General features: G+C 66.0%; 21 protein-coding genes. 8 read left to right on the plus strand and 13 right to left on the minus strand.

What is annotated here, in order from left to right:
• Positions 1–879 (minus strand): LysR family transcriptional regulator, encoded by an 879-nt coding sequence (locus tag KLP42_RS22505; RefSeq protein WP_215569694.1) that lies wholly within the window; start codon positions 877–879, stop codon positions 1–3.
• A gap of 140 nt (positions 880–1,019) precedes the next feature.
• Between KLP42_RS22505 and KLP42_RS22510 the strand changes: the two genes are divergently transcribed.
• Positions 1,020–1,991: a quinone oxidoreductase family protein gene (locus KLP42_RS22510; protein WP_215569696.1), complete on the plus strand. Its 972-nt coding sequence runs from the start codon at positions 1,020–1,022 to the stop codon at positions 1,989–1,991.
• A gap of 78 nt (positions 1,992–2,069) precedes the next feature.
• Here KLP42_RS22510 and bfr read toward each other — a convergent pair whose 3' ends face one another.
• The 5 genes from bfr to KLP42_RS26995 form a co-directional block, all read right to left on the minus strand.
• Entirely contained in the window at positions 2,070–2,555 is a 486-nt protein-coding gene (bfr, locus tag KLP42_RS22515; RefSeq protein ID WP_215569698.1) for a bacterioferritin, read from the minus strand.
• Complete coding sequence (locus tag KLP42_RS27310) at positions 2,521–2,838, minus strand: (2Fe-2S)-binding protein (RefSeq protein ID WP_502941339.1); 318 nt, start codon at positions 2,836–2,838, stop codon at positions 2,521–2,523. Before KLP42_RS27310 ends, bfr begins: the two co-directional genes overlap by 35 nt.
• 193 nt (positions 2,839–3,031) lie before the next feature.
• Entirely contained in the window at positions 3,032–6,415 is a 3,384-nt protein-coding gene (locus KLP42_RS22525; RefSeq protein WP_215569702.1) for an error-prone DNA polymerase, read from the minus strand.
• Entirely contained in the window at positions 6,412–7,908 is a 1,497-nt protein-coding gene (locus KLP42_RS22530; protein ID WP_286675499.1) for a Y-family DNA polymerase, read from the minus strand. Before KLP42_RS22530 ends, KLP42_RS22525 begins: the two co-directional genes overlap by 4 nt.
• Complete coding sequence (locus KLP42_RS26995) at positions 7,880–8,887, minus strand: ImuA family protein (RefSeq protein ID WP_252193190.1); 1,008 nt, start codon at positions 8,885–8,887, stop codon at positions 7,880–7,882. Before KLP42_RS26995 ends, KLP42_RS22530 begins: the two co-directional genes overlap by 29 nt.
• A 171-nt stretch (positions 8,888–9,058) precedes the next feature.
• Between KLP42_RS26995 and KLP42_RS22535 the strand changes: the two genes are divergently transcribed.
• On the plus strand, positions 9,059–9,502 hold the full coding sequence (locus tag KLP42_RS22535) for a metallopeptidase family protein (RefSeq protein ID WP_215569706.1): 444 nt from the start codon (positions 9,059–9,061) through the stop codon (positions 9,500–9,502).
• A gap of 91 nt (positions 9,503–9,593) precedes the next feature.
• Here KLP42_RS22535 and KLP42_RS22540 read toward each other — a convergent pair whose 3' ends face one another.
• Complete coding sequence (locus tag KLP42_RS22540) at positions 9,594–9,800, minus strand: DUF1737 domain-containing protein (RefSeq protein ID WP_215569708.1); 207 nt, start codon at positions 9,798–9,800, stop codon at positions 9,594–9,596.
• Complete coding sequence (locus KLP42_RS22545; RefSeq protein ID WP_215569710.1) at positions 9,797–10,699, minus strand: HpcH/HpaI aldolase/citrate lyase family protein; 903 nt, start codon at positions 10,697–10,699, stop codon at positions 9,797–9,799. Before KLP42_RS22545 ends, KLP42_RS22540 begins: the two co-directional genes overlap by 4 nt.
• A gap of 113 nt (positions 10,700–10,812) precedes the next feature.
• Here KLP42_RS22545 and KLP42_RS22550 point away from each other — a divergent pair, with 113 nt between their 5' ends.
• The 4 genes from KLP42_RS22550 to KLP42_RS22565 all read left to right on the plus strand — a co-directional run bounded on the left by KLP42_RS22550 (position 10,813) and on the right by KLP42_RS22565 (position 14,066).
• Positions 10,813–11,046, plus strand: a complete 234-nt coding sequence (locus tag KLP42_RS22550; RefSeq protein WP_215569712.1) for a hypothetical protein — start codon at positions 10,813–10,815, stop codon at positions 11,044–11,046.
• Between the two features lie 174 nt (positions 11,047–11,220).
• A complete protein-coding gene (leuD, locus tag KLP42_RS22555) occupies positions 11,221–11,826 on the plus strand; it encodes a 3-isopropylmalate dehydratase small subunit (protein ID WP_215569720.1) in 606 nt (201 codons plus the stop codon).
• Positions 11,827–11,975: 149 nt separating this feature from the next.
• Positions 11,976–13,085, plus strand: a complete 1,110-nt coding sequence (leuB, locus tag KLP42_RS22560) for a 3-isopropylmalate dehydrogenase (protein ID WP_215569721.1) — start codon at positions 11,976–11,978, stop codon at positions 13,083–13,085.
• Positions 13,086–13,334: 249 nt separating this feature from the next.
• On the plus strand, positions 13,335–14,066 hold the full coding sequence (locus tag KLP42_RS22565; RefSeq protein ID WP_252193191.1) for a phosphatase PAP2 family protein: 732 nt from the start codon (positions 13,335–13,337) through the stop codon (positions 14,064–14,066).
• A 15-nt stretch (positions 14,067–14,081) separates the two neighbouring features.
• Here KLP42_RS22565 and KLP42_RS22570 read toward each other — a convergent pair whose 3' ends face one another.
• The 3 genes from KLP42_RS22570 to KLP42_RS22580 form a co-directional block, all read right to left on the minus strand.
• On the minus strand, positions 14,082–16,010 hold the full coding sequence (locus tag KLP42_RS22570; protein WP_215569725.1) for a polysaccharide biosynthesis protein: 1,929 nt from the start codon (positions 16,008–16,010) through the stop codon (positions 14,082–14,084).
• Positions 16,011–16,074: 64 nt separating this feature from the next.
• Positions 16,075–17,007, minus strand: a complete 933-nt coding sequence (locus KLP42_RS22575) for an NAD-dependent epimerase/dehydratase family protein (protein ID WP_215569727.1) — start codon at positions 17,005–17,007, stop codon at positions 16,075–16,077.
• Positions 17,004–18,080, minus strand: coding sequence for an MraY family glycosyltransferase (locus tag KLP42_RS22580; protein ID WP_215569729.1), 1,077 nt, complete (start codon positions 18,078–18,080; stop codon positions 17,004–17,006). The genes KLP42_RS22575 and KLP42_RS22580 overlap by 4 nt, the downstream gene beginning before the upstream one ends.
• Before the next feature lie 461 nt (positions 18,081–18,541).
• Here KLP42_RS22580 and KLP42_RS22585 point away from each other — a divergent pair, with 461 nt between their 5' ends.
• Both KLP42_RS22585 and KLP42_RS22590 read left to right on the plus strand, forming a co-directional pair.
• Entirely contained in the window at positions 18,542–19,576 is a 1,035-nt protein-coding gene (locus KLP42_RS22585) for an aspartate-semialdehyde dehydrogenase (RefSeq protein ID WP_215569737.1), read from the plus strand.
• Positions 19,577–19,819: 243 nt separating this feature from the next.
• A complete protein-coding gene (locus KLP42_RS22590) occupies positions 19,820–20,632 on the plus strand; it encodes a lytic murein transglycosylase (RefSeq protein ID WP_215569739.1) in 813 nt (270 codons plus the stop codon).
• Positions 20,633–20,687: 55 nt separating this feature from the next.
• Here KLP42_RS22590 and KLP42_RS22595 read toward each other — a convergent pair whose 3' ends face one another.
• Positions 20,688–21,350 carry a carbonic anhydrase gene (locus KLP42_RS22595; RefSeq protein WP_215569741.1) on the minus strand — a complete coding sequence of 221 codons (663 nt, stop codon included), beginning with the start codon at positions 21,348–21,350 and terminating at the stop codon, positions 20,688–20,690.
• A 116-nt stretch (positions 21,351–21,466) separates the two neighbouring features.
• Positions 21,467–22,336: a pyridoxal kinase PdxY gene (pdxY, locus tag KLP42_RS22600; RefSeq protein ID WP_215569743.1), complete on the minus strand. Its 870-nt coding sequence runs from the start codon at positions 22,334–22,336 to the stop codon at positions 21,467–21,469.
• Positions 22,337–22,392 lie beyond the last annotated feature (56 nt).

Raw genomic sequence — 22,392 nt, forward strand, 5'->3', positions numbered from 1 at the left:
TCACGTCCCGGGCGCGTCGTCGGTCTGCCGCAGGGCGGCCCTGATCGTCACCGTCAGGTGGTCGATCACGGTTCGGATGCCTGGCGCGTGCCTGAGGTCGCTGTGCACCACCAGCCATGCCTCGCGCATCAGCGGTGCGGCCTCCGGAAAGGCCGGAACGAGACCCCGGCGTTCCGGCCGCAGGAAGTCGGGCAGCATGGCGATGCCGGCGCCGTGGCAGGCCAGCGCCATCTGCATGGACACCTCCCCGGACCACAGGGCAAAGCGGCGCCCGGCGGCGAGCCTTGCCAGCTCATGCTGCTGCGGCGACTGGCGTACCTCGCCATCCGAGCCGATGAAAAGCCAGTCCTGCGGATCGTGCGCGGCCAGATGCTCCGGACTGGCATAGGCGCGGAACGTCACGTCCGCCAGCTTTGTCAGCGTCAGGTCGCCCTCGGCCGGTCGGCTGAGCCGGATGGCGATATCGGCCTCGCGCCGGTCGAGCGCGGCCGTCCGCGCCTCGCCCAGCAGCCGGATCGTCAGGCGCGGATGGTTTTGCGCCAGGCCGCAAAGCGCGGGCGCCACGACGATGCTGCCAAAGGCCGGCGGGGCCGACAGCGTTACCTCTCCCGATATGTCCTCGGCGGCCCCCCGCACCAGCCGGGCAATGGCGTTCGCCTCGCCCTCCATGCGCCGGGCAATCGCGGCGATCCGCTCGCCCTCGGCCGTCAGCCGCAGCCTGCGGCCGCGCCGGTCCACCAGCTTCAGCGCAAGGCTGCGCTCCAGCGCCTCGATGCGGCGGGAAATGGTGGCATGTTCCACGTGAAGCGCGCGTGCCGCAGACAGCAGGCTGCCCTGTTCGGCAAAGGCTGCGAAATGCCGAAGATCGTCCCAGTCCATCGCCTCGATCCCTCGTCCCGCACCGGCGTTTTGCGGCGGCGGCCCTGTCTGTTGTGCAATTCTTCCCATTCACTGGGCAGATTGCGGGAATTTCGCACAGCGCAGCGGCGCCGTACAGTCTGCTGCAAAGGAGATCAGCCATGTCCCATGCGAGCCCGTTTTCCATGCAGTTTTCCGCCATCGGCGGTCCCGAGGTCCTGCAGCCCGTGGAACATTCGCGCCCTGTGCCCGGCCCCGGCGAGGTGCTGATCGCGCAACAGGCGATCGGGCTCAATTTCATCGATGTCTATCATCGCAGCGGCGCCTATCCCCTGCCCCTGCCCGGCATTCCCGGCGTGGAGGGGGCAGGTGTCGTGGAAGCGGTGGGCGAGGGTGTGGAGACTGTCGCGGTGGGCCGGCGGGTCGCCTATGCCGGGGCGGTCGGTGCCTATGCGACGCATCGCCTGCTGCCGGCCTGGCGGGCGATCCCGCTTCCCGATGCGCTGGCCTTCGAGGATGCCGGCAGCAATCTTCTGCGTGGCCTCACCGCGCACATGCTGCTGTCGCATGTCCATCCGCTGCGCCCGGGCATGCGGGCGCTGGTGCATGCCGCGGCTGGCGGTCTGGGCTCCATTCTGGTGCGACTGGCAAAGCGGCTGGGGGCGGAGGTGATCGCCACCGTCGGCCATGCGGACAAGGCCGCCATGGCCCGCGCACATGGGGCCGATCATGTGATCATTGGCCGAGACATCGATCTGGCGGCCGAGGTGGCGGCGCTGACGGCAGGCGAGGGCGTGCATCTGGCGATCGACGGCATCGGCGGCAGCACGCTTGCCCGGACAATCGCCTGCGTGCGTCCCTTCGGCATGACTGCCAGCATCGGCCAGGTGGCGGGTGTCGCGCCGCCGGTGCCGCTTGCCGCCTTGCGCTCCAATGCGCTGTCGCGGCCGAGCGTCATGGCCTTCAGCGCCAACCGGGAGGCCTATGGCCCGGCCGTGGAGGCGGTGCTGGCGCTGATGCAGCAAGGCCTGTTCGACAGGCCGCAGCAGGTCTACGCGCTTGCGGATGCGGCGAGCGCCCATGCCGATCTCGAAGCGGGCCGGATCGTCGGCAGCGCCTGGCTTCGTCCGTAAGGCGATGTGCACGCCGCACACTGTGCAGCAAAAAGCCGGCCACGAGCGGTGGCCGGCTTTCGATCGGCAGCGGCAAGCTTACTCGGCTGCGTCCGCGGATTCGGCGTTCAGCAGGCCGTAGCGCTCTTCGCCGAGCTTGTTCAGCAGTTCGATCTGCGTTTCGAGGAAGTCGATATGGCCTTCCTCATCGATCAGCAGTTCCTCGAACAGCTTCATGGTGACGTAGTCACCGGCTTCATGACAGATATCGCGCGAGGCCTTGTAGGAGGTGCGGGCATCGTATTCGCCGGCAAGGTCGGCTTCCAGCACTTCGCGAACGTTCTGGCCGATGCGCAGCGGGGCCAGCGTCTGCAGGTTCGGGTGGCCTTCCAGGAAAATGATACGGGCCACCAGCTTGTCGGCGTGCTGCATTTCCTCGATGGATTCGGCACGCTCCTTCTTGGCGAGCTTGGTGTAGCCCCAGTCTTCGAGCAGACGGTAGTGCAGCCAGTACTGGTTCACCGCGCCGAGTTCGAGAAAGAGGGCCTCGTTAAGCCGCTCGATGACTCTTTTGTCGCCTTTCAATGTCCGCTCTCCTGTTGTCTTCGTGGAACTTTCTGAGGCGAGACATATAATCGACAACCTCGGCTTCCGTCGAGTGGCGCCGAGCGTGATATTCTTCGGTGGTGCGGATAATGAGATCGACGACGTTCGGGAAACAGCCGCAGCAGCGGCCGCGCTTCTGCATGGCGTGATATACCTTGGCAGGAACGATCAGCTGCCAACAGTCCTCATCGAGGAGGCCGTTGATCACATCCCTGATCTCCCGGTCGGTTATGTAATTGCAACTGCAGACAAGCATGCGTATTAGCCATCAAACATGACGTTGGACGTCCTCTTTTTTGATAAAGAGGATAGCATATGTCAAGAAAAATGAATCGGAGGGTGCCGCGCCCACCCGCCCCGTGGCCGGGCCGGCGCTCACAAGTGCGTGTGTCGGCGGCTTTTGTCTCTTCGCACGGTGGGCGCGGGGTGGGCGCGGGTGGCGGGCCGGCTGCCGCTCAGTGGAAGTTGCGCCCCTTTGGCAGCACCCGGGCATCCTCGCTGAGCAGGGCGGGCGACGATGCCGGCGTCGGCCGGTCAGGCATCCGCTTCTTGCGGGCCAGCCTTTCCCGATGATCCGGTGTCGCGCGCACCACCTCGTCGGCGCGGTCGCACAGTCCGAAGCGGCGCCTGTCCGCCTGCAACAGCCCCAGCATCGGGGTCAGGTCCTCGATCTGGTCGGCAATCACATGGATCACGTCGCTTTCCCGCTGCAGCAGTCCGCGAATGCGCACCAGCCGCGCCGCCATCACCACGGCGCGGTAGCGGGCAAAGATCTTCGGCCGCACGATGATGTTGGCAACGCCCGTTTCGTCCTCCAGCGTCATGAAGATCACCTTGGCGGTGCCGGGGCGCTGGCGGATCAGCACCAGGCCCGCCACCTCCACCCGGCGGTTCTTTTCGGCGGTTCTGAGGGTGGCCGTGGTCACCATGGCTCGCCTCGCGAGTTCCCCGCGCAGGAAGGAAACGGGATGCGCCTTCAGCGACAGAGTGAGGCTGCGGTAATCCTCGATCACCTGTTCGCCCGGCGGCATCTCCGGCAGGTCCATCGCCGGTTCGTGCTGCAGGTCTTCGTGGCCGGCTCGTTCGAACAGCGGCAGACTGTCGCGGGCGCTTGCGGTATCCAGCGCCCGCACCGCCCAGAGTGCCTGGCGCCGGTCGAGACCGAGCGAACGGAAGGCATCCGCTTCGGCCAGCTTCTCGATGGTGGCGCGGTTGAGGCCGGAGCGCAGCCACAGATCGCGGATCGAGCGGTAGCCATCGCCGCGCGCCGCCACCAGTTTCTCGCGTATCTCCGTTTCCGACAGGCCCTTGACCAGCCGGAACCCCAGCCGCACGGATTTCGTCGCCCGGATGACGCCGCGCATGTCCCGGTGCTGTGGCGCCATGCGGCGGGCGTCGAAACCGTGCCCCTCTTCCAGGCCCGCATCCCATTCGGAAAAGTTCACGTCGACCGGCAGCACCTCGACCCCATGCTCGCGCGCGTCGCGCACCAGTTGGGCTGGGGCATAGAAGCCCATGGGCTGCGCATTGAGGATCGCGGCGAGAAACACGTCCGGATAAAGCGCCTTGAACCAGCAGGAGACATAGACCAGCAGGGCGAAGGAGGCGGCATGGCTTTCCGGAAAGCCGTATTCGCCGAACCCCTCGATCTGGCTGAAGCAGCGCCGCGCAAAATCCGGGTCGTAGCCGCGGCGGATCATGTTGCCCACCATCTTGTCGCGGAAATGGTGAATGGTACCGGTGCGGCGGAAGGTGGCCATGGCGCGGCGCAGCTGGTCGGCCTCGCTCGGCGTGAACTCTGCCGCCACGATGGCGATCTGCATGGCCTGTTCCTGGAACAGCGGCACGCCGAGCGTGCGCGCCAGTACCGCCTTCAGTTCCTCGCTCGGATAGGGGATGTCGCGGCCCATCCGCTCATCCTCGCGGCGCTTCAGATAGGGATGCACCATGTCGCCCTGGATCGGGCCGGGGCGCACGATCGCCACCTCGATGACGAGATCGTAGAACTTTCGCGGCCGCAGGCGCGGCAGCATGCTCATCTGCGCCCGGCTCTCGATCTGGAAGACGCCCACCGTATCGGCCCGGCAGATCATGTCATAGACCGCGTCGTCCTGGTCGGCGAGGATCGAGGGCAGGCTTTCCGGCCGCCGGTAATGGCTTTCCAGCAGCCGGAAGGCCTTGGCAAGGCAGGTCAGCATGCCGAGCGCCAGGATATCGACCTTCAGGATGCCGAGTGTGTCGAGATCGTCCTTGTTCCATTCGATCATGAAGCGGCCGGGCATCGCCGTCGGCATGATCGGCACCACCTCGTCCAGCCGGTCGCGGGTGATGACGAAGCCGCCGACGTGCTGGGTCAGGTGGCGGGGAAAATCCATCAACTGGCGGGCATAGGTCAGCACGCGCTGCGTCGTCGCATCCTCAGTGTCGAGCCCGGCATTCTTCGCCTCCCGCTCCGACAGGCCGTCCGTCGACCAGCCCCAGACGGTGCCGGACAGCGCCGACTGCACGTCCTGCGACAGGCCGAAGGCCTTTGCCACCTCGCGTCCGGAAGAGCGGGTGCGATAGCTGGTGACGGCCGCCGCCAGCCCCGCATGCTCCCGCCCATAGGTGCGGTAGATGAACTGGATCACCTCCTCGCGCCGCTCGTGCTCGAAATCCACGTCGATATCCGGCGGCTCGTCCCGCTCGGTCGAGAGGAAGCGGGCAAACAGCAGCGAGGACTTGCGCGGATCGACATCGGTGATGCCGAGACAATAGCAGACGATGGAATTGGCGGCCGAGCCGCGCCCCTGGCAGAGAATGTCCTGCGAGCGGGCATAGTCCATGATGTTGCGCACGGTGAGGAAATAGGGCGCATATTGTTTCTCGCGGATCAGGTCCAGCTCCTCGCGGATCTGCCGGCGGATCGTGTCGGTGATCTCGTGTCCGAACCGTCTTTCCGCACCGGCCTGCACCAGTCGCTCCAGCGTCTCGGAGGGCGTTTCGCCTGAAATGCGCTCCTGCGGATAGTTGTGGCGCAGCTCGCGCAGCGAAAACTGCAGCCTGTCGAAGAAGCGGACGGTTTCGGCCAGCGCCTGCGGATAGCGCCGGAAGATGCCGGCCATGCGGGAGGCGGGCTTCAGGAAGCGCTCGGCATTGGCGGCAAAGCGAAAGCCGGCTTCCTCCACCGTCACATGCGCGCGGATGGCGGTCACCACATCGCAGAGCGGCCGCCGGCCGGGATGGTGATAGAGCGGCTGGTTGGTGGCGATCAGCGGCAGCCGCGCCGCTTCCGCCCACTGGGCCACACTGGCAAAGGCCAGCGAATCGCGTCCGTCATATTCTGCCGAAAGCCCCACGCAGAGATGCGCGCCGAAGCGTTCGCGCAGCCGGGCAAGCAGGCCGGCAAAGGCCTCGCCCGCAGCGGCATCATCGAGCAGATGGCGGCCCGGCAGCACGGCCAGCATCAGCCCATCGCCCCAGGTCATCAGGTCATCGAGAAACAGCCGGCAGTCGCCCTTTTCGCTGCGCAGGTTGCCGGCGCTCAGCAGGCGGCAGAGATTACCCCAGCCGGTGCGGTTGCAGGCAAAGGCCAGCACGTCAGGCGTTGCGCCGGCAAAGGCGAGGCGGGCACCCGGCTGCACCTTCAGGTCCACGTCGTCCGGCAGGTCGCGCAGTTTCGCATGGGCGCGCACCACGCCCGCCACCGTGTTGCGGTCGGCAATGCCGAGACCGGAAAGCTCGCCGCGTCGCGCCAGTTCGGCGGCCGCCTGCACCATTTCCTCGGGATGCGAGGCACCCTCCAGGAAGGAGAAATTGGTGCGCGCGCCGATCTCGCAGAAGGCCGGGGGCATGATCATGCAAAGATCCCGTGCATGAACCAGCGCGGATGCGCCACCTCGTCATAAAGACCCTGGCGATAGACCCAGAAGCGCTGGCCGCTGTCGGATTCCAGCCGGAAATAATCCCGCGTCAGCGCCTCCTCCCCGTCCAGCCACCATTCGGCCGACAGCCGCTCCGGCCCTTCGGCCCTGAGCACCCGGTGGGTCAGCCGGCGCCAGCGAAAGCGCATCGGCGGGCCGTCCGGCACCTCCACCGCAAAGGTTTCCAGCGGTTCCGGCCGGGCAAACAGCCGGAGCGGCCGTTCCGCCCGCGACACCGTCACGCCGAGCGGTGCCGCCTCCGGCAGCGGAATGCGGGCCGGTGCCTGCTCAAGGGCAGGCCGCATGCGAACCGCCCGTTCCGGCACATGGCTTTCGCGCAGCTGGCAGGTCTGCAGGCCCTCCGGCCCCAGCCGGGCCGAAACCTGGTCGATGAAATCGGAGAGCGACAGGCGCCGGCGGTCGTCGCCCTCGAAATCGCCCTGGGCACTGTCGAAGGCCTCGTGCTGCAGCACGTTGATCCGCAGGATCTCGAAGCCGAAGCCGGCATCGAGCTCGTCATGCAATCCCTTCAGCCGCTCGGCAAACAGCTTTGCGATGCGCGGCGGATCGCGCAAGGGACGCGAGGCGCCGGCGCTCAGGCGAAACACATGGCCATCCACGCGAAACAGCACCAGTTCGAACACGCGCCCGCCCGCCCCGCGCGCTTCGAGCCCCGGTTTCAGCCCTTCGGCGACGGTCGCGGCAAGGGCCAGAATGTCGTCTTCCGCCCGGATCGGCTCGACCAGCCGCCGCTCCGCCGACAGATGCGCAACCGGCCGGCGCGGCGAGATCGGTTCCTCGTCGGCACCGGTCGCCTGGTCGAGTCTCAGCATCAGTTCGGTGCCGAATCTGCGGGCGAGCGGCGCCCGCGGCGCCTCCACAAGGTCGCCCACCTGCCGCAGGCCCAGCGTGTGAAGGGCCTGCACCAGCGTGTCGTCGAGGCGCAGCGCCGCCACCGGCAGCGGTGCCAGCGCGGCCTCCTCCTCCCCCTCCGCAACGATGCGGTTGCCGTCGAAGCGGGCGAGCGCCCGGCACAGGCCGGGGGCGGAGGAAATCGCGCCGCGCACCGCAAGTCCCATCTGTGTCAGCCGTGTCAGGATCTCCTGCAGCATGGCCGCCTCGCCGCCGAACAGATGCGTGCAGCCGGTGATGTCGAGGAACAGCCCGTCGGCCCCGTCCAGCCCGACCAGTGGGGTGAAACGGTCGCACCAGTCGGCCAGCGCCTCCAGCAGGCGCCGGTCGGCGGCCGCATCCTCCTCGATGACGATCAGGTTCGGACAGATGGCCCGCGCCTCCGCCAGCCCCTGGCCCGCCCGCAGCCCCGCGGCCTCGGCCATTTCGTCGAGTGCCAGAAGGCGCATGCCATTGTCGCGTCGACCGGCCACGACGACGGGTGTGTCGTCAGGACGCCCGTTCGAACGCCCGTTCAAACGCCAGGACAGCCCCCAGCGCCGGCGCAGGATCCGGTCGGTCGGAAGGCGCGGAAAGTGCAGCGCCAGAATGCGCTGCCTTCGGTTCGAAAGCCTGAGCCTGTCTTGCGGGGTCGAGAGCCAGGAAACGGCGGTCATGGGGGTTCCACTCCAGGAAGAGGGAGAGGGGAGCCGGGTTGCGGCTCTTCTCCAGGGTGAGACGGAAGACGGGATGGCCGATGCTGCCGCCAAGCATCGATCCGTCGGGAAGGCGCCGCGCAAGCGCCGGCGCCGGTTCGGCCAGCAAGCGGAAGGCCGCACTCGAGGCCTCCTCCTCACCCGCCTGTCGCAGCAGCAGAAGCGGCCGCCCCGCCGCCTTTGCCCTGAGGCTCAGCCGGCGGCTTTCCGTCAGCCCGAAGGCGGGCGGGTTGCCGCGCACTTCCAGAAGGGTGGCGGCAAACAGGCCGCTTTGCAGCGCCGCCTCCGCCAGCCACAGCGCATCCTCCAGCCGCTGCGGCAGCGCCTGGAAGAAACGGCGGATGTCGAGCCCGAAGGCCTTGAGACCCGGCGCATAGGGCAGGCCCGCCTCGCCTCCCCCCATCCGGTCGCCGATCCACAGGAAGGGAGCGGGTTCCCTCGCCCGTTTTTCCTCCGTCGCCTGCAGAAGAGCCGCCAGTGCCAGCGCCAGGCCGCTCGCCGCCCCGGCATGGCGAAAGCCGAGGCTGCGGATCTCGGTGATCGCATCGAGCGGCAGGCCGCCATCCAGCGCCTGATCGAAGGCCTCGACGCCTGTCGCCAGCCGAGCCTCCCCTGCCCGTCTCCTTGCCGCAACCCCGCCATCCTCGAGGTCCGCCAGTTGTTCCGCCAGTTGTCCGGCCAGTTGTTCGGCCAGCAGCCCGGCCTCTGCGGCCGCCTGCTCCGGCAGGGGCCGGCCTTCCAGCCGGGCGATTGTTTCGCGCAGGGCAAAAACCCTCTCCTGCGCCAGGGCAGCGTGTGCCATGACGTCGGCTCCATTCGAAATGTTCACTTTATGTTCTTATGGATTCCAGAGGCTGCCGGAAGAGTCAACAGGGCCGGGGGCGAGATTCATTTACGCTGTGCGCCTGCTGCTTGAATCCGCTCTCGAAAAAATTTCCCAAAAACCTTATATGGCTCCCAAAAAGGAGCACACATGGCCCGTGTCGACCAGACCGATGATTGGCGGGATCGCCACGCCCCGACCATCAGCACGTTCGAATCGCTGGCAATCGAGGCCTATGGGAACCTGCCGGAGGAATTCCGCGCACTGACCCAGAACCTCACCATCGAGATCGAGGATTTTCCGGATGACGACGTGTTCGAGGACATGGCGCTGGAAACCCCCTTCGATCTGCTCGGCCTGTTCGAGGGCCGCGGCATTTCCGAGCGATTCACCGTGGAAACCGGCGAACTGCCGAACCGCATCCGCCTCTATCGCCGCCCGATCCTCGATTACTGGGCGGAAAACGAGGAGACTTTGGGGGATATCATCACCCATGTGCTGATCCACGAGATCGGCCATCATTTCGGCCTTTCGGATGACGACATGGAGCGCATCGAGGCAAGCGCCGAAGAGGCGGCCGACCGCACGGGCTGAACGGGTGGGCGCTTCCTGCAGCCCTTGCGCAAAAAAAAGTGCCCCGGAGCCGGTCATCATGTCCGGTCCGGGGCGCCACGATCAAGGGGTCTTACTGCTCTCCGAGCTTCATGCTCGGGTCGTAGTCCTTGCCGTGAACGGTCTTTACCACGGCCTGACCGCAATACATCCTGTTTTCGGCGTGGTTGAAGGTCAGGCTCGGGGCGCCGTGCAGTTCCCACCCTTTGTTGAGGGCGTCGGTCACCCGGTGGCAGAAGCTGGAATCGTCGGGTCCGGTGAGGAAGCGGTAGACTTTCATGCACTCGTCTTTCTGTTTTCAAGAACCTGCACCAGGGCCAGAAGCTTCTCTGCCTCCTCCAGGTGCAGGCGTTCGATCATGCGGCCATCAAGAGTGATGACGTTCAGGTTTTCCGCCTCCGGCCGGGCAAAGGCGGCCGCGATGGCGAGCGCTTCCGCGATCTCTTCCGGCGCGGGGGCAAAGGCCCGGTTGGCGGCCTCTATCTGCGCCGGGTGGATCAGCATCTTGCCGTCGAAGCCCATCTCGCGGCCCTGCCGGCATTCGGCCTCGAACCCGTCCGCATCGCGGAAATCGTTGAAGACGCTGTCGATGAGGCAAAGCCCGTGCGCGCGTGCGGCCAGCACCACCTGCATCAGCCAGGGCACGAGGAAGGTGCGGCCCGGCCGCGGCGGCACGCGGGTCTGCTTGCGCAGGTCGTTGAGGCCGATCACGAAGGCTTGAAGGCGCCCTGCCCTGTCGCCTGTTGCGGCAATTGCCCCGGCCTCGAGGATGCCGCGTGCCGTTTCCATCATCGCCCAGATCGCCACCGTCTTCGGGCAGCCGGCGGCATCGAGCCTCTCCTGAACGGAGAGGATATCGTCCGGGCGCTCCACCTTCGGCAGCAGCACTGCATCGGGCTGAACCGCAAGAACCAGATCGAGATCGGCGGCCGCAAAGGGGGAGGAAAGGTCGTTGATGCGGATGATGCGGGTCTTGCCGTCGCCGGTATGGTCGCAAAGCCGCTCTCGCAGGGCCTCGCGCGCCTCTGCCTTGCGCTCGGGAAAGACCGAATCCTCCAGGTCGAAGATCACCCCGTCGCAGTCAAGATGCGGGACCTTGTCCAGGGCCCGCTGGTTGATGGCGGGGACGCTGAGCAGGGAGCGGCAGGGGCGCGGCATGAAGGACAGGGCGTGGGACATCGCGACTTTGTGACAAGCTTCGGGGTGAGACGCAAGAGCGCACAGGTGCCAAGGCACTTGCAAGTGGAAAGAGAAAGGCCCACATTCACGCAAGAAGAAAGGTTCATAAAACCATGCAGAACATCCGCGCAGTTTTCCTCGGTCTCATCGGCATTGCGGCGATTGGTAGCCTTGTGGTGCTGACGGCTTCCATCACCCTTGCCTTTGCCGGCATGCTGGCCGTCTTCACCGTGGTCAGGGCGCTCACCCCGCGCCTGAAGCCGGTGCCGGTGCGTGCGCGTGCCAAGGGCGCCCGGCCCGACATGCGCGTCTGGAACGACGGTCGCGGCACGATCATCGATCTCTGAGACGCTCCCGCACAGGCTTCCCGAACCGTCTGGTTCATCACCTTGCTCCCGCTGGCCGCCCGGCCAGCCTGCCGTTTGGCGGTCACAGTACCGTTTGACACGAATGTGACCTTCAAATCCTGCGGGAATTGGTCTATGGCAGCATCCGCGTCAAACGTCTCGCGGAGGCAGATCATGGAAAAATTCGTCAAGCTCACCGGCGTTGCTGCGCCGCTTCCGGTCGTCAACATCGACACGGACATGATCATCCCGAAGGATTATCTGAAGACCATCAAGCGCACCGGCCTCGGCAAGGGCCTGTTTGCCGAGGCGCGCTATCGCGACGACGGCTCGCTGAACCCCGATTTCGTGCTGAACAAGCCGCAATATCAGAATGCCAAGATTCTGGTCGCCGGCGACAATTTCGGCTGCGGCTCCTCGCGCGAGCATGCGCCCTGGGCACTGCTCGATTTCGGCATCCGCTGCGTCATCTCCACCTCGTTTGCCGATATCTTCTACAACAACTGTTTCAAGAACGGCATCCTGCCGATCGTCGTCTCCCAGGATGACCTCGACAAGCTGATGGACGATGCCTCGCGCGGGTCCAACGCCGTGCTGACCATTGATCTGGAAGCCCAGGAAATCTCCGGTCCGGACGGCGGCAAGGTTCATTTCGATATCGATCCGGCCCGCAAGCACATCATGCTGGAAGGTCTCGATGACATCGCCACCACGCTGAAGAGCGATACGGCGATTGCCTCGTTCGAAACGAAGATCCAGTCGGAACGTCCCTGGCTCTGAGCCGGCGCCCGCGCCCTCGTCTGACGGGCGCGCACGGGCGTCTTGAACACTCTTTGCCTCGTCCTGCGGCAGGCTCGGTCGGGGTTTGGGGGGAGCGCGTCCCGGATGGCGCGTCATGGTGAGCCTGCCCATTTCCAAGGACACCAGACATGTCTCATTCGCTCTTTCTTCTCCCCGGCGACGGCATCGGCCCCGAGGCCATGGCCGAGGTCCGCAAGATCATCGCCCACATGAACGAGGCCCTCGGCACCGGCTTCACCACCGATGAAGGCCTGGTTGGCGGCTCGGCCTATGATGCGCATGGCGTTGCCATTTCCGAAGAGGATATGGCCAAGGCCATGGCGGCCGACGCGGTCCTGTTCGGCGCCGTCGGCGGTCCGAAATGGGACCACGTGCCTTACGAGGTGCGCCCGGAAGCCGGCCTGCTGCGTCTGCGCAAGGATCTGGAACTGTTCGCCAACCTGCGCCCGGCCATCTGCTATCCGGCCCTTGCCAATGCCTCCTCGCTGAAGCCCGAACTGGTCGAAGGCCTCGACATCCTGATCGTGCGCGAACTGACCGGCGGCGTCTATTTCGGCGAACCGAAGACCATCACCGATCTCGGCAACGGCCAGAAGCGCGCCATCGACACGCAGGTCTATGACACCTACGAAATCGAGCGCATCGCCTCGGTGGCCTTCGAGCTGGCCCGCACCCGCAAGAATGCCGTCTGCTCGATGGAAAAGCGCAACGTCATGAAGTCGGGCGTGCTCTGGAACCAGGTGGTGACGGAAACCCACAAGGCGAAGTTTGCCGACGTGAAGCTGGAGCACATGCTGGCCGATGCCGGCGGCATGCAGCTGGTGCGCGCGCCCAAGCAGTTCGATGTCATCGTCACCGACAACCTGTTCGGCGACATGCTGTCCGACGTGGCCGCCATGCTGACGGGTTCGCTCGGCATGCTGCCGTCGGCCTCGCTCGGCGCGCCGGATGCCAAGACCGGCAAGCGCAAGGCACTCTACGAGCCCGTGCATGGTTCGGCGCCGGATATCGCCGGCAAGGGCATTGCCAACCCGATCGCCATGATCGCCTCGTTCGCCATGTGCCTGCGTTACTCCTTCAACATGGTCGCCGAGGCCGACCGCCTGGAAAAGGCGATCGCCAACGTGCTCGACAAGGGCATCCGCACCGGCGACATCATGAGCGAAGGCGCCACCCGCGTCGGCACCTCCGAGATGGGCGACGCAATCCTGGCCGAGTTCAAGGCCCTCTCCGCCTGATCACGAGCCCGCTCGCAAACCCCGACGACAAGATGCCCCGCACCCGCGGGGCATTCTTCTTCCGGCGACGCGCTGAAAAAATTCATCAGCGCTGCGGAAAAATACTCTCTTCATGACGTGACTGTCACAGAAGCCCGCTAGTGTTCCGCTCTATTGCGGGGAGCGGACCGGATGATCGCCAAGCTGAAGAGACGTCAATCGCGTTACTGCACGGGAAGCAGGGCCAGTTGTCATTTTGCTTTCCTTCTGATGGCCGTCAACTTTACCCTGCTGGCCGTCTTCCTGCTGGATGAGCCGGTATCGGCCCATGTCCGCGAGACCCCCTCCATCCTGAGGCCGATCGGCAGTGCCGTGACGGATTTCGGCAAGTCCGGCTGGATCCTGTTTGCCAGCGCGATCCTCTTCTTCGAGGCCCTGTCCTCTTCGCGCCTCGCACGCCACGGCAAGGCGCGCTTCGAGGCGCTGCTGGTCGTGCATGTGGCTGCCTACGTCTTCCTGTCCGTGGCGCTGTCCGGCCTCGCTGCCAATCTCGCCAAGCGCCTGATCGGCCGGGCGCGGCCCTTCTTCCAGGAGCCTGGCAGCATTCTGGATTTTTCGCCCCTGCATGGCAGCTACCGGTTCGAGAGCTTTCCCTCCGGCCATGCCACCACGGTCGGCGCCATCATGATGGCTGTGGCGCTGATGGCGCCGCGCTATCGGGTCCTCTGTCTTGTGCTGGGCCTCTGGCTCGGTTTTTCCCGCGTCATCGTCGGCGCGCATTTTCCCAGTGACGTGATTGCCGGCCTGCTGTTCGGCGCCTGGTTCTCGGTGTTCATGGCCAGCCTGTTTGCCCGTCACGGGCTGCTGTTCGAGGTGCCCGCCGAGGGGCTGCCGCGCCTTGCCCGCCGCCTTCCGGTGCGGCCCCCCTTGCCCGAGGCGGGCGAGTGGCGCTGGCCGGCCCTGCCCGGCCTTCCTGTGCGTGGATTGCTGAGGATCGGCTGATCCGCCGGCCCTGCGTCAGGGCTGGATGGTGTCGGCTGCCGATGTGCCGTCCGGCGGCGCCGTTTCCATGCCGATGACACGGAACAGAATGTCGCGCGCCCGCTTCTCGTCCCTCTCTTCGACTGCCGCCTGCAAGGCCCTGAGGCTGTCTGGCAAATCGCCGAGAACACCCGGCGAAGTCGTCGCGGCACTGGCACGCAGGATCTTGGGATGCTGCGTCCTCACCGCGTTCCGCACGTCGTAGAACAGTTCCTCGAATTTCTTCTCGCCCGGCCTGCTGCCGGTGACCCTGATCTCGATGCCGCTGTCCGGGTTGTTCGCGTCGCGCACGGAAAAGCCTGCCAGGCGGATCATGTTCTCGGCCAGGTCGCCGATCCGCACCGGCTCTCCCATATCCAGAAGAAAGATGTCGCCGCCTTCCGACAGCGCGCTGGACTGGACGATCAGTTCGACTGCTTCGGGAATCGACATGAAGTAACGCTGCATGTCCGGGTCGGTCACGGTGACCGGGCCGCCCTGGGCGATCTGCTGCTTGAACAGCGGCACGACGGAGCCGTTCGACCCCAGCACGTTGCCGAACCGTACGGCACAGAATTTCTGGTCCTTTCCGGCGGCGGCGGCCCTTGCCGCCATCTGACGCATGATCAGTTCGGCCCAGCGCTTGGTGGCGCCCATCACATTGGTGGGGCGCACTGCCTTGTCCGACGAGATCAGCACGAAGCTGCGCACGCCCGCCTCCAGCGCCACCTTTGCCACAAGTTCTGTGCCGAACACATTGTTCTCGATCCCCTCCAGCGCATTCGCTTCCAGAAGCGGTACGTGCTTGTGGGCGGCGGCATGGTAGAGAACCTCCACGCCCTGCGTCTCAATGGCCTCCTGCAGCCGGGCCTCGTGCGTGATCGATCCAAGCACGGGCACCACCTCGCAGCGCGCCAGACCGGAAAGTTCACGGTCGATCGTATAGAGGGCGAATTCGTTTGCCTCGAACAGCACAAGCCGCCTCGGCTTCCACTGCACGATCAGGCGACACAGTTCCGATCCGATCGATCCGCCGGCGCCGGTCACCATGATCACCCGGTCCTTCAGCATGCGGCCGATCAGTGCCGGATCGGGCGGCACGAAGGAACGTCCCAGCAGTTCGTCGATGCGGATCTCGCGGATCTGGTTGGCGAGATAGCGCCCGTCGACCAGGTCGGTGATGTCGGGGACTGTACGGATCCTGACGCCGAGGCCGCCGATGCGGCCGATCACGCTGCGGCGCCGGTCGGCGGGGAGCGACGACAGCGACAGGATGATCTCCTGGATGCCGTAGAGCTTAATCAGCCTTGGCAGCTGGTTCGGATCATAGACCCGGTAGCCGCCAACATCGCGACCGTGATGGGCAGGGTCTTCATCGAGGAAGCCCACCACATAGCGGTTGCTGGTCCCCCGCAGGGCGGAGGCCAGCTGCACGGAGGACGCGCTTGCGCCATAGATGAAGATCGGCTGCTCCTCGCGCCGCATGCCGGTTCCGTGGCTCAGAATGATCTTGGCGGAAAAGCGCGAGCCGCCGATCAGGGCCGAGCCTATGGCGAAATAGAAGAAGGGGATGGAACGTGGCACGATATCGCGACCGGCCATTTCCAGCAGGAACACGGCCAGGACCCAGATCAGCGTGGCAATGCCCATTGCCCGGATGATCGTCCACATCGCGGTATCCGGCAGGTAGCGGATCACCGCGCGATAGAGACCGAGACGAATGAAGACAGGGATGGCCACCAGCGGCGCGATGAGGGCCAGGAAGATCCGCTCGCCCGTAATCTCCGGCATCCACATGGCATAGCGAAACGCATAACTGGCCCAGAGTGCCACGATCAGCGTAACGACATCGAAGCTGATCAGCAGCACACGCTTCCACAAGCGCGGCGTCGTTTCGATCAGGCGGCGTGCGAGCTCCAGCATCATCGCGTCTGTCCCGGCATCGGGACCCTGCGGCGTTTCGCGGTCCGGTCCGTGCCTGCACAAGATTTCATCGAAGCGTCCTTGTCCGTGTCACCGTGGCCTGTAGGCCTGCGGCAAGAGATGAGGGGGCGGCCCAATCCAGGCGGGTAGTCGTCAGGCCTATATCCACCTGCAGATTGTCAAGCAAGCGACAGGCGATGGCCCGTCTTCCAGAAAGCCCGGCCGCCGCTTTCAGCCATGCGGGCGGCACCGGAACCTGCAGCGGCCTGCGCCCCTGCAGCCGGGCGAGATGCGAGAAGAGATCGCGGGTCGAAACGTCCTCGCCATCGCTGACGAGCAGAATCTCTCCGGCCGCTGCCGGGTGGCTGGCGGCCCGCACCAAGAGGTCGCAGAGATTGCCCACATAGACGAGCGAGCGCCGGTTGTCGCAGGCGCCGAAGGGGGAGGGCAGGCCGCTGGCCGCCCAGCGCATCAGCAGGCGGAAATTGGCACCGACGCCCGGTCCGTAGACGAGGGGAGGGCGCACCACCGTCACCTGCATGCCGCTCCCGGCAGCGATGGCGAACAGCGCCGTTTCGGCCTCCGCCTTGGAGCGGCCGTAGGCATCTTCCGGCGCCGGGGGATCGGCCGGGGTGAAGGGGCGGCCGGGGGCGGTCGTCTCGCCGTTCACCTTGATCGAGCTGACGAAGACGAAGCGCCGGACGCCTGCCGCCGCCGCCTGCCGGGCGAGCGTGCCTGTCCCTGCCACATTCACCTCGCGGAAGGCGGCCTCGGGATCGGCGGTCCTTTCCGTCAGCACATGCGCGCGTCCGGCCAGATGAATCACCGTTTCCACCCCATCGAGCACCGGGCTCCAGTCGGTTGCACCGGAGATCGGGCCGATGGCGACACGCCCGGGCGCGGCCGTGCGGCCCGCGGCGCGAAAGGCAAGCCCGCGATCCTCCAGAAGCCGACAGAGATGGCTGCCGACGAAGCCGGTGGCGCCGGTCACCAGGATCATGGCGCGCCTCCCGTCTTCGGCCGTGCCAGAAGGCGCCTGTAGAGGGCAAGGCTGGCCGGCTGGTCGTCGGAGAGGCCCGCGCCGGCGCAGAGCGCGCCCAAGGCTGCCGCCGCATAGACGACGATGACGATCAGCCAGCCGAGCATGCCATGGCCCGCCAGCGCCGCAAGCGGCATCAGCACGCAGACATTGAGGGCTGCCGCGCCGAGCGTGACCGGCCGTGCCCCGCCAAGCCGGCGCGACAGACGCTGATAGGCGTGCGAACGATGCGCCTCGGTCAGCCTCTGCCGGCGCAGGAAACGTATGCCGAGCGTCACCGTCGCATCGGCGGCGAACAGTGTCGCGAGCAGCAGCCATTGCGGCAGGCTCAGCCAGCCGGCGGCGAGACTCGCCATGGCAATGGCGGCGATCGAAAATCCGAGAAAGGTGCTGCCGGCATCGCCCATGAAGATGCGGGCCGGCGGAAAATTGAAGGCGAGGAAGCCGAGCGCCGCTGCGGCAAGCCCCGCCATGTACCACCATAGCCAGCTCGCGGCTGCGGCCGGATCCGCGAGGGCGGCAATCAGCATGGCCGATGCCATCATCGTCACGGCCTGCTGGCCGGCAATGCCGTCGATGCCGTCCATGAAGTTGAAGAGATTGACCCACCAGACGCCGCCAAGCAGCAGAAGCAGGGCCGCCACGGCAAGCCCCGCCGGGCCTGCATTGCCGGCAAGCGCCGTGCCGCCGCCGGTGGCCGCGATGCCCAGCGCGACGATGAGGATCTGGCCAGGCAGCCGGAAGCGGGCCGGAAGCGGGGTGCGGTCGTCGATCAGGCCGATCGCCGCCATCGCCGTGCCGCACAGGAGCAGGGCAGGGGCCGTAGCGACGCCTCCCGGCAAAAGCAGGCCGGCCAGCACGGTGCCGGCCACGATGCCGACGCCGCCACCGGTCGGTGTCGGCCGCACATGCGAGGAGCGGGCTTCCGGTGCCTGAACGAGGCCGAGCTGCCGCGCCTTGCGGATGAGCAGGAAGACCACGAGCGCGCTCGTTGCCGCGGCAAGGCAGGAAACGATGAGCGGGTGGAGGCTCATGCCGTTGCCCCGCCCGTTCCCTTAGGCGGCATGCCGGCCACCGGCCGCGCCGTGCGGCAGCGTTTCGGGCGCCGTGCCGCCCGTGTCGTATTCCCTCGCTGGCCTGTTCTCATGCGCGCTTCCTGCCGTCGGCCTGTTTTTCGGCTCCGCGCCGCACCGCTTCGCCGGTCGGAACGCTTGACTCAAGCGTGGAATCTTCTAAGGAGTTGGCACGAAGGGAAGCAAGAATGTATCGCGCCGTCATGCACATCGCCGATTCATTTGGTCCGGCACCTGTTGCCGGAGCGCCGCTTCTCGCATGCGCATCCTCCAAAACCAAGGCCAAAACGACGACGAAAACCGTCTGACGTCTCTGGCCTACCGCTCTCTCCCCGGTTCGGCCGGGGACAAGGAACAGCACGCGCGCTGCGTCGTGGTTCCCCCTCCCAGACCCGAGGAGAGAAGAGAAAGAGAGCAGTGAAATGGGTTTCAAGATTGCAGTCGTGGGCGCGACCGGAAATGTCGGCCGGGAAATGCTGAACATCCTGGCGGAACGCGGTTTTCCGGCAGATGAAGTGGTGGCGCTGGCCTCCGCCCGCAGCCAGGGCACGGAAGTCTCCTTCGGCGATAAGACGCTGAAGGTCTCCAATCTCGAGCATTACGATTTCTCCGATACCGATATCTGCCTGATGTCGGCCGGCGGCACCATTTCCCAGAAGTGGTCGCCCAAGATCGGTGCGCAGGGCTGCGTCGTGATCGATAACTCGTCGGCCTGGCGCTATGATCAGGACGTCCCGCTGATCGTGCCGGAAGTGAACCCGGATGCCGTCACCGGCTTTTCCAGGAAGAACATCATCGCCAACCCGAATTGCTCGACGGCCCAGCTCGTCGTGGCGCTGAAGCCGCTGCATGATTTCGCGAAGATCAAGCGCGTCGTCGTCTCCACCTACCAGTCGGTCTCCGGCGCCGGCAAGGAAGGCATGGACGAGCTGTTCTCGCAGACGCGCGCCGTCTTCGTCGCCGATCCGGTCGAATCGAAGAAGTTCACCAAGCGCATCGCCTTCAACGTGATTCCGCACATCGATACCTTCATGGAAGACGGCTACACGAAGGAAGAGTGGAAGGTTCTGGCCGAAACCAAGAAGATGCTCGACCCCAAGATCAAGGTCACCTGCACGGCCGTGCGCGTTCCCGTCTTCATCGGCCATTCGGAATCGGTCAACATCGAGTTCGAGAACGAGATCACCGCCGACCAGGCGCGTGACATCCTGCGCGAGGCGCCGGGTTGCCTCGTCGTCGACAAGCGCGAGAACGGCGGTTACGTCACCCCGGTCGAGTGCGCCGGCGAGGATGCCACCTATATCTCGCGCATCCGCGAGGATGCCACCGTCGAGAACGGCCTTGCGATGTGGGTCGTGTCCGACAACCTGCGCAAGGGTGCCGCTCTCAACGCCGTGCAGATCGCCGAGCTGCTCGTCAATCGCGGCCTGATCAAGCCGCGCAAGCAGGCAGCCTGAAAGCCCTCGCAGCCAGCATAGGGCAGGCAGGACAGGAAGGGGCGCCCCGGATGCGCCGGCCGGACGGTCGCAATGACCCGTTTTGCGGCCGGGGCACCGGGGCGCTTCCGGTTCCACCGCTCGGCTTCACGATATTTTCAGGTTTCACGATATTGTCGCAGACGGCGGCGCGACCCATAACGCCGTCACGAGATCGGGGAGCGGCGGCAGGGGCCGCCGTTCCGGCGCAAGCGAGGCAAAGGCATGACGAAGACAATCCGGGCGGCAGTCCTGGTTCTGGGAATGGTAACGGGCGCGACGGCCGCCGAGGCCGCCACATGCGGCAATGACAGCACCGGCTTCGAGGCCTGGGTGCAGGCCTTCAAGGGCGAGGCGGCAGGGCAGGGCATCCCGCCCCGGGTGCTGGAAACGGCCTTCGCCAGCGTCGGCTACAACCGCCCGACCATCCGCGCCGATCGCGGCCAGAAGAGCTTCAAGCTGTCCTTCGACGAGTTTCTCCAGAAGCGCGGCGCCACGACGATCATTGCACGCGGCAAGACGATGAAGTCGGCCAATGCCTCGCTGTTTGCCGCCATCGAGCGGCGCTATGGCGTGCCGGCCGGGCCGCTTCTGGCGATCTGGGGCATGGAAACCGGTTTCGGCAGCTATATGGGTGACCAGCACACGCTGTCGGCCGTGGCGACGCTTGCCTATGACTGCCGCCGTTCGCAATACTTCACCGAGCAGCTCTATGCCGCCCTGCAGTTGATGGCGCGCGGCGACCTGAGCCCGGATGCCCGCGGTGCCGCGCATGGCGAGATCGGCCAGACGCAGTTCCTGCCGCTCAACGTGATCCGCTACGGTGCGGATGGCGATGGCGACGGTCATATCGACATGGTGCGCTCGCGCGCCGATGCGCTGGCCTCCACGGCGAATTTCCTCGTTGGCCATGGCTGGCAGCCGGGCCTCGGCTATCAGGAGGGCGAGCCGAATTTCGTCGCAATCCAGGGCTGGAATGCCGCAACCGTCTACCAGCAGGCGATCGCCTATATGGGCGCCGAGATCGACCGCCGCTGAGGCATGGAGCCGGCAGGCCCTCCCGGAGGGCTTGCCGCGACCGGCCTGATCGCCGTCAGGCGGACAGCGCCGGCTCGGCAATCTCGGGGCGAATGAAATCGCCGGTCTTGGCATCCATCACCCAGAGCTCGCCGGTCGAGATGTCGAACCAGGCGCCGTGCAGGCGCATGCTGCCGCGCTCTTCCAGAATGCGCACGCAGGGGAAGGTGCGCAGATTGGCGATGGAATTGCGGATCGACACCCGCTCCAGCGCCGTCTGGCGCTCGGCCTGGGTCAGGATTTCGGTGCTCGGGATCTGGTCGGCCGTGGAGCGCAGCATGCCCATCCACTTGCCGATGAAATCGCCGGGCGACAGCGGCTCGTCCAGCGGATCGAGCGCCGCCTGGATGCCGCCGCAGCGGCCATGCCCCATCACCACGATATCGCGGATCTTCAGGGCCTGTACCGCATATTCCAGCGCCGCCGAGGTGGCGTGGAACTGCCCGTCCGGCTCGTAGGGCGGGACGAGGTTCGCCACGTTGCGCACCACGAAGAGTTCGCCCGGCCCGCAGTTGAAGATGGTTTCCGGCGCCGCGCGGGAATCGCAACAGGCAATCATCATCGTGTGCGGCTTCTGTCCGGTCTCGGCAAGCGTCCGGTAGCGCTCGCGTTCCTCCAGATAGCGGCCGCTCATGAAGTCGCGGTAGCCGCTGAGGAGGGAAGCTGGAAAGTCCGTCATGCGCATTGGGTCCTTCGGCCTGAATTCTGAGAGAACCGCTTAAACCGGTGAAGGCAGCGGCTCAACAAGTTTCGCGTCCGCATCCGCCGGGGCAGTCGGTGCCCGGCCGTCCGTCATCACCGCTTGCGCCCGCGCGAGGGATGCATCAGGTGGCGCATCTGCACCATGGCCATCGGTGTCGAGAGGCTGGACGCGTCCGTTTCCAGCGTCAACTCGTCGCCGCCGCGCTTGGCGGTGCGCGCCAGCACTTCGTAGACGCTGGCGGTGGCAAGCTGCAGCGCCTTCTCCTCCTCCATGCCGGAGAGAAGCCGCGCCAGGAAGACGGCCGAGAGCAGGTCGCCGAGCCCGTTCGGCGGATTGTCGATCAGCCGGTGTTCGGCCAGCAGCGCATGGCTGCCGGTAAGGTAGAGATTGCCGGTGCCGCCCGCCATCATCGGCACGGCGGAGGTGACGAGCATGCGCGGTGGTCCGAGTGCCAGCGCCGCATCCATCACCGCCTGATTGCTGTCCAGGCTTGCCCCCGAAAGCCAGGCCAGTTCGTAGCGATTAGGTGTCGCGAGCGAGGCGAGCGGGATCAGGTGGTCGCGGATCGCCTCGGCGGTCGCCTCCGGCACGTAGAGGCCGCCCTTGTCGCCCATCACGGGGTCGCAGACATAGAGCAGATCGGGGGTCTTCGCCTTCAGCGCCTCGACCAGCCGCGCGACGTGGCGCGGCTGCGAGACATGGCCGAAATAGCCGCTCAGCACCGCCTTCACCTCGCCGATCCACGGCGCGCGGATGAGATCGTCGATAACCGCCTCGAATTCGGCCTCGGGAATGACGACGCGAGTCGAGCGGCCGTGGCCCGGATGCCAGGGCAGGATCACGGTCGGCAGCGCCCAGACGGGCAGGCCGAGCGTCTCCAGCGCAAAGACCGCGGCACGATTGCCCACGGAGCCACGCACCACATGGCTCGAAATCACGATGACGGCACTGCCTTCGGACATGAAACACCCCTGTTTTGCCGCTGTTGATCGATTTTTCATGGCTTCATGTCAATAAA

It is taken from the genome of Rhizobium sp. CSW-27 (assembly GCF_018760785.1).
Classification (GTDB): domain Bacteria; phylum Pseudomonadota; class Alphaproteobacteria; order Rhizobiales; family Rhizobiaceae; genus Neorhizobium.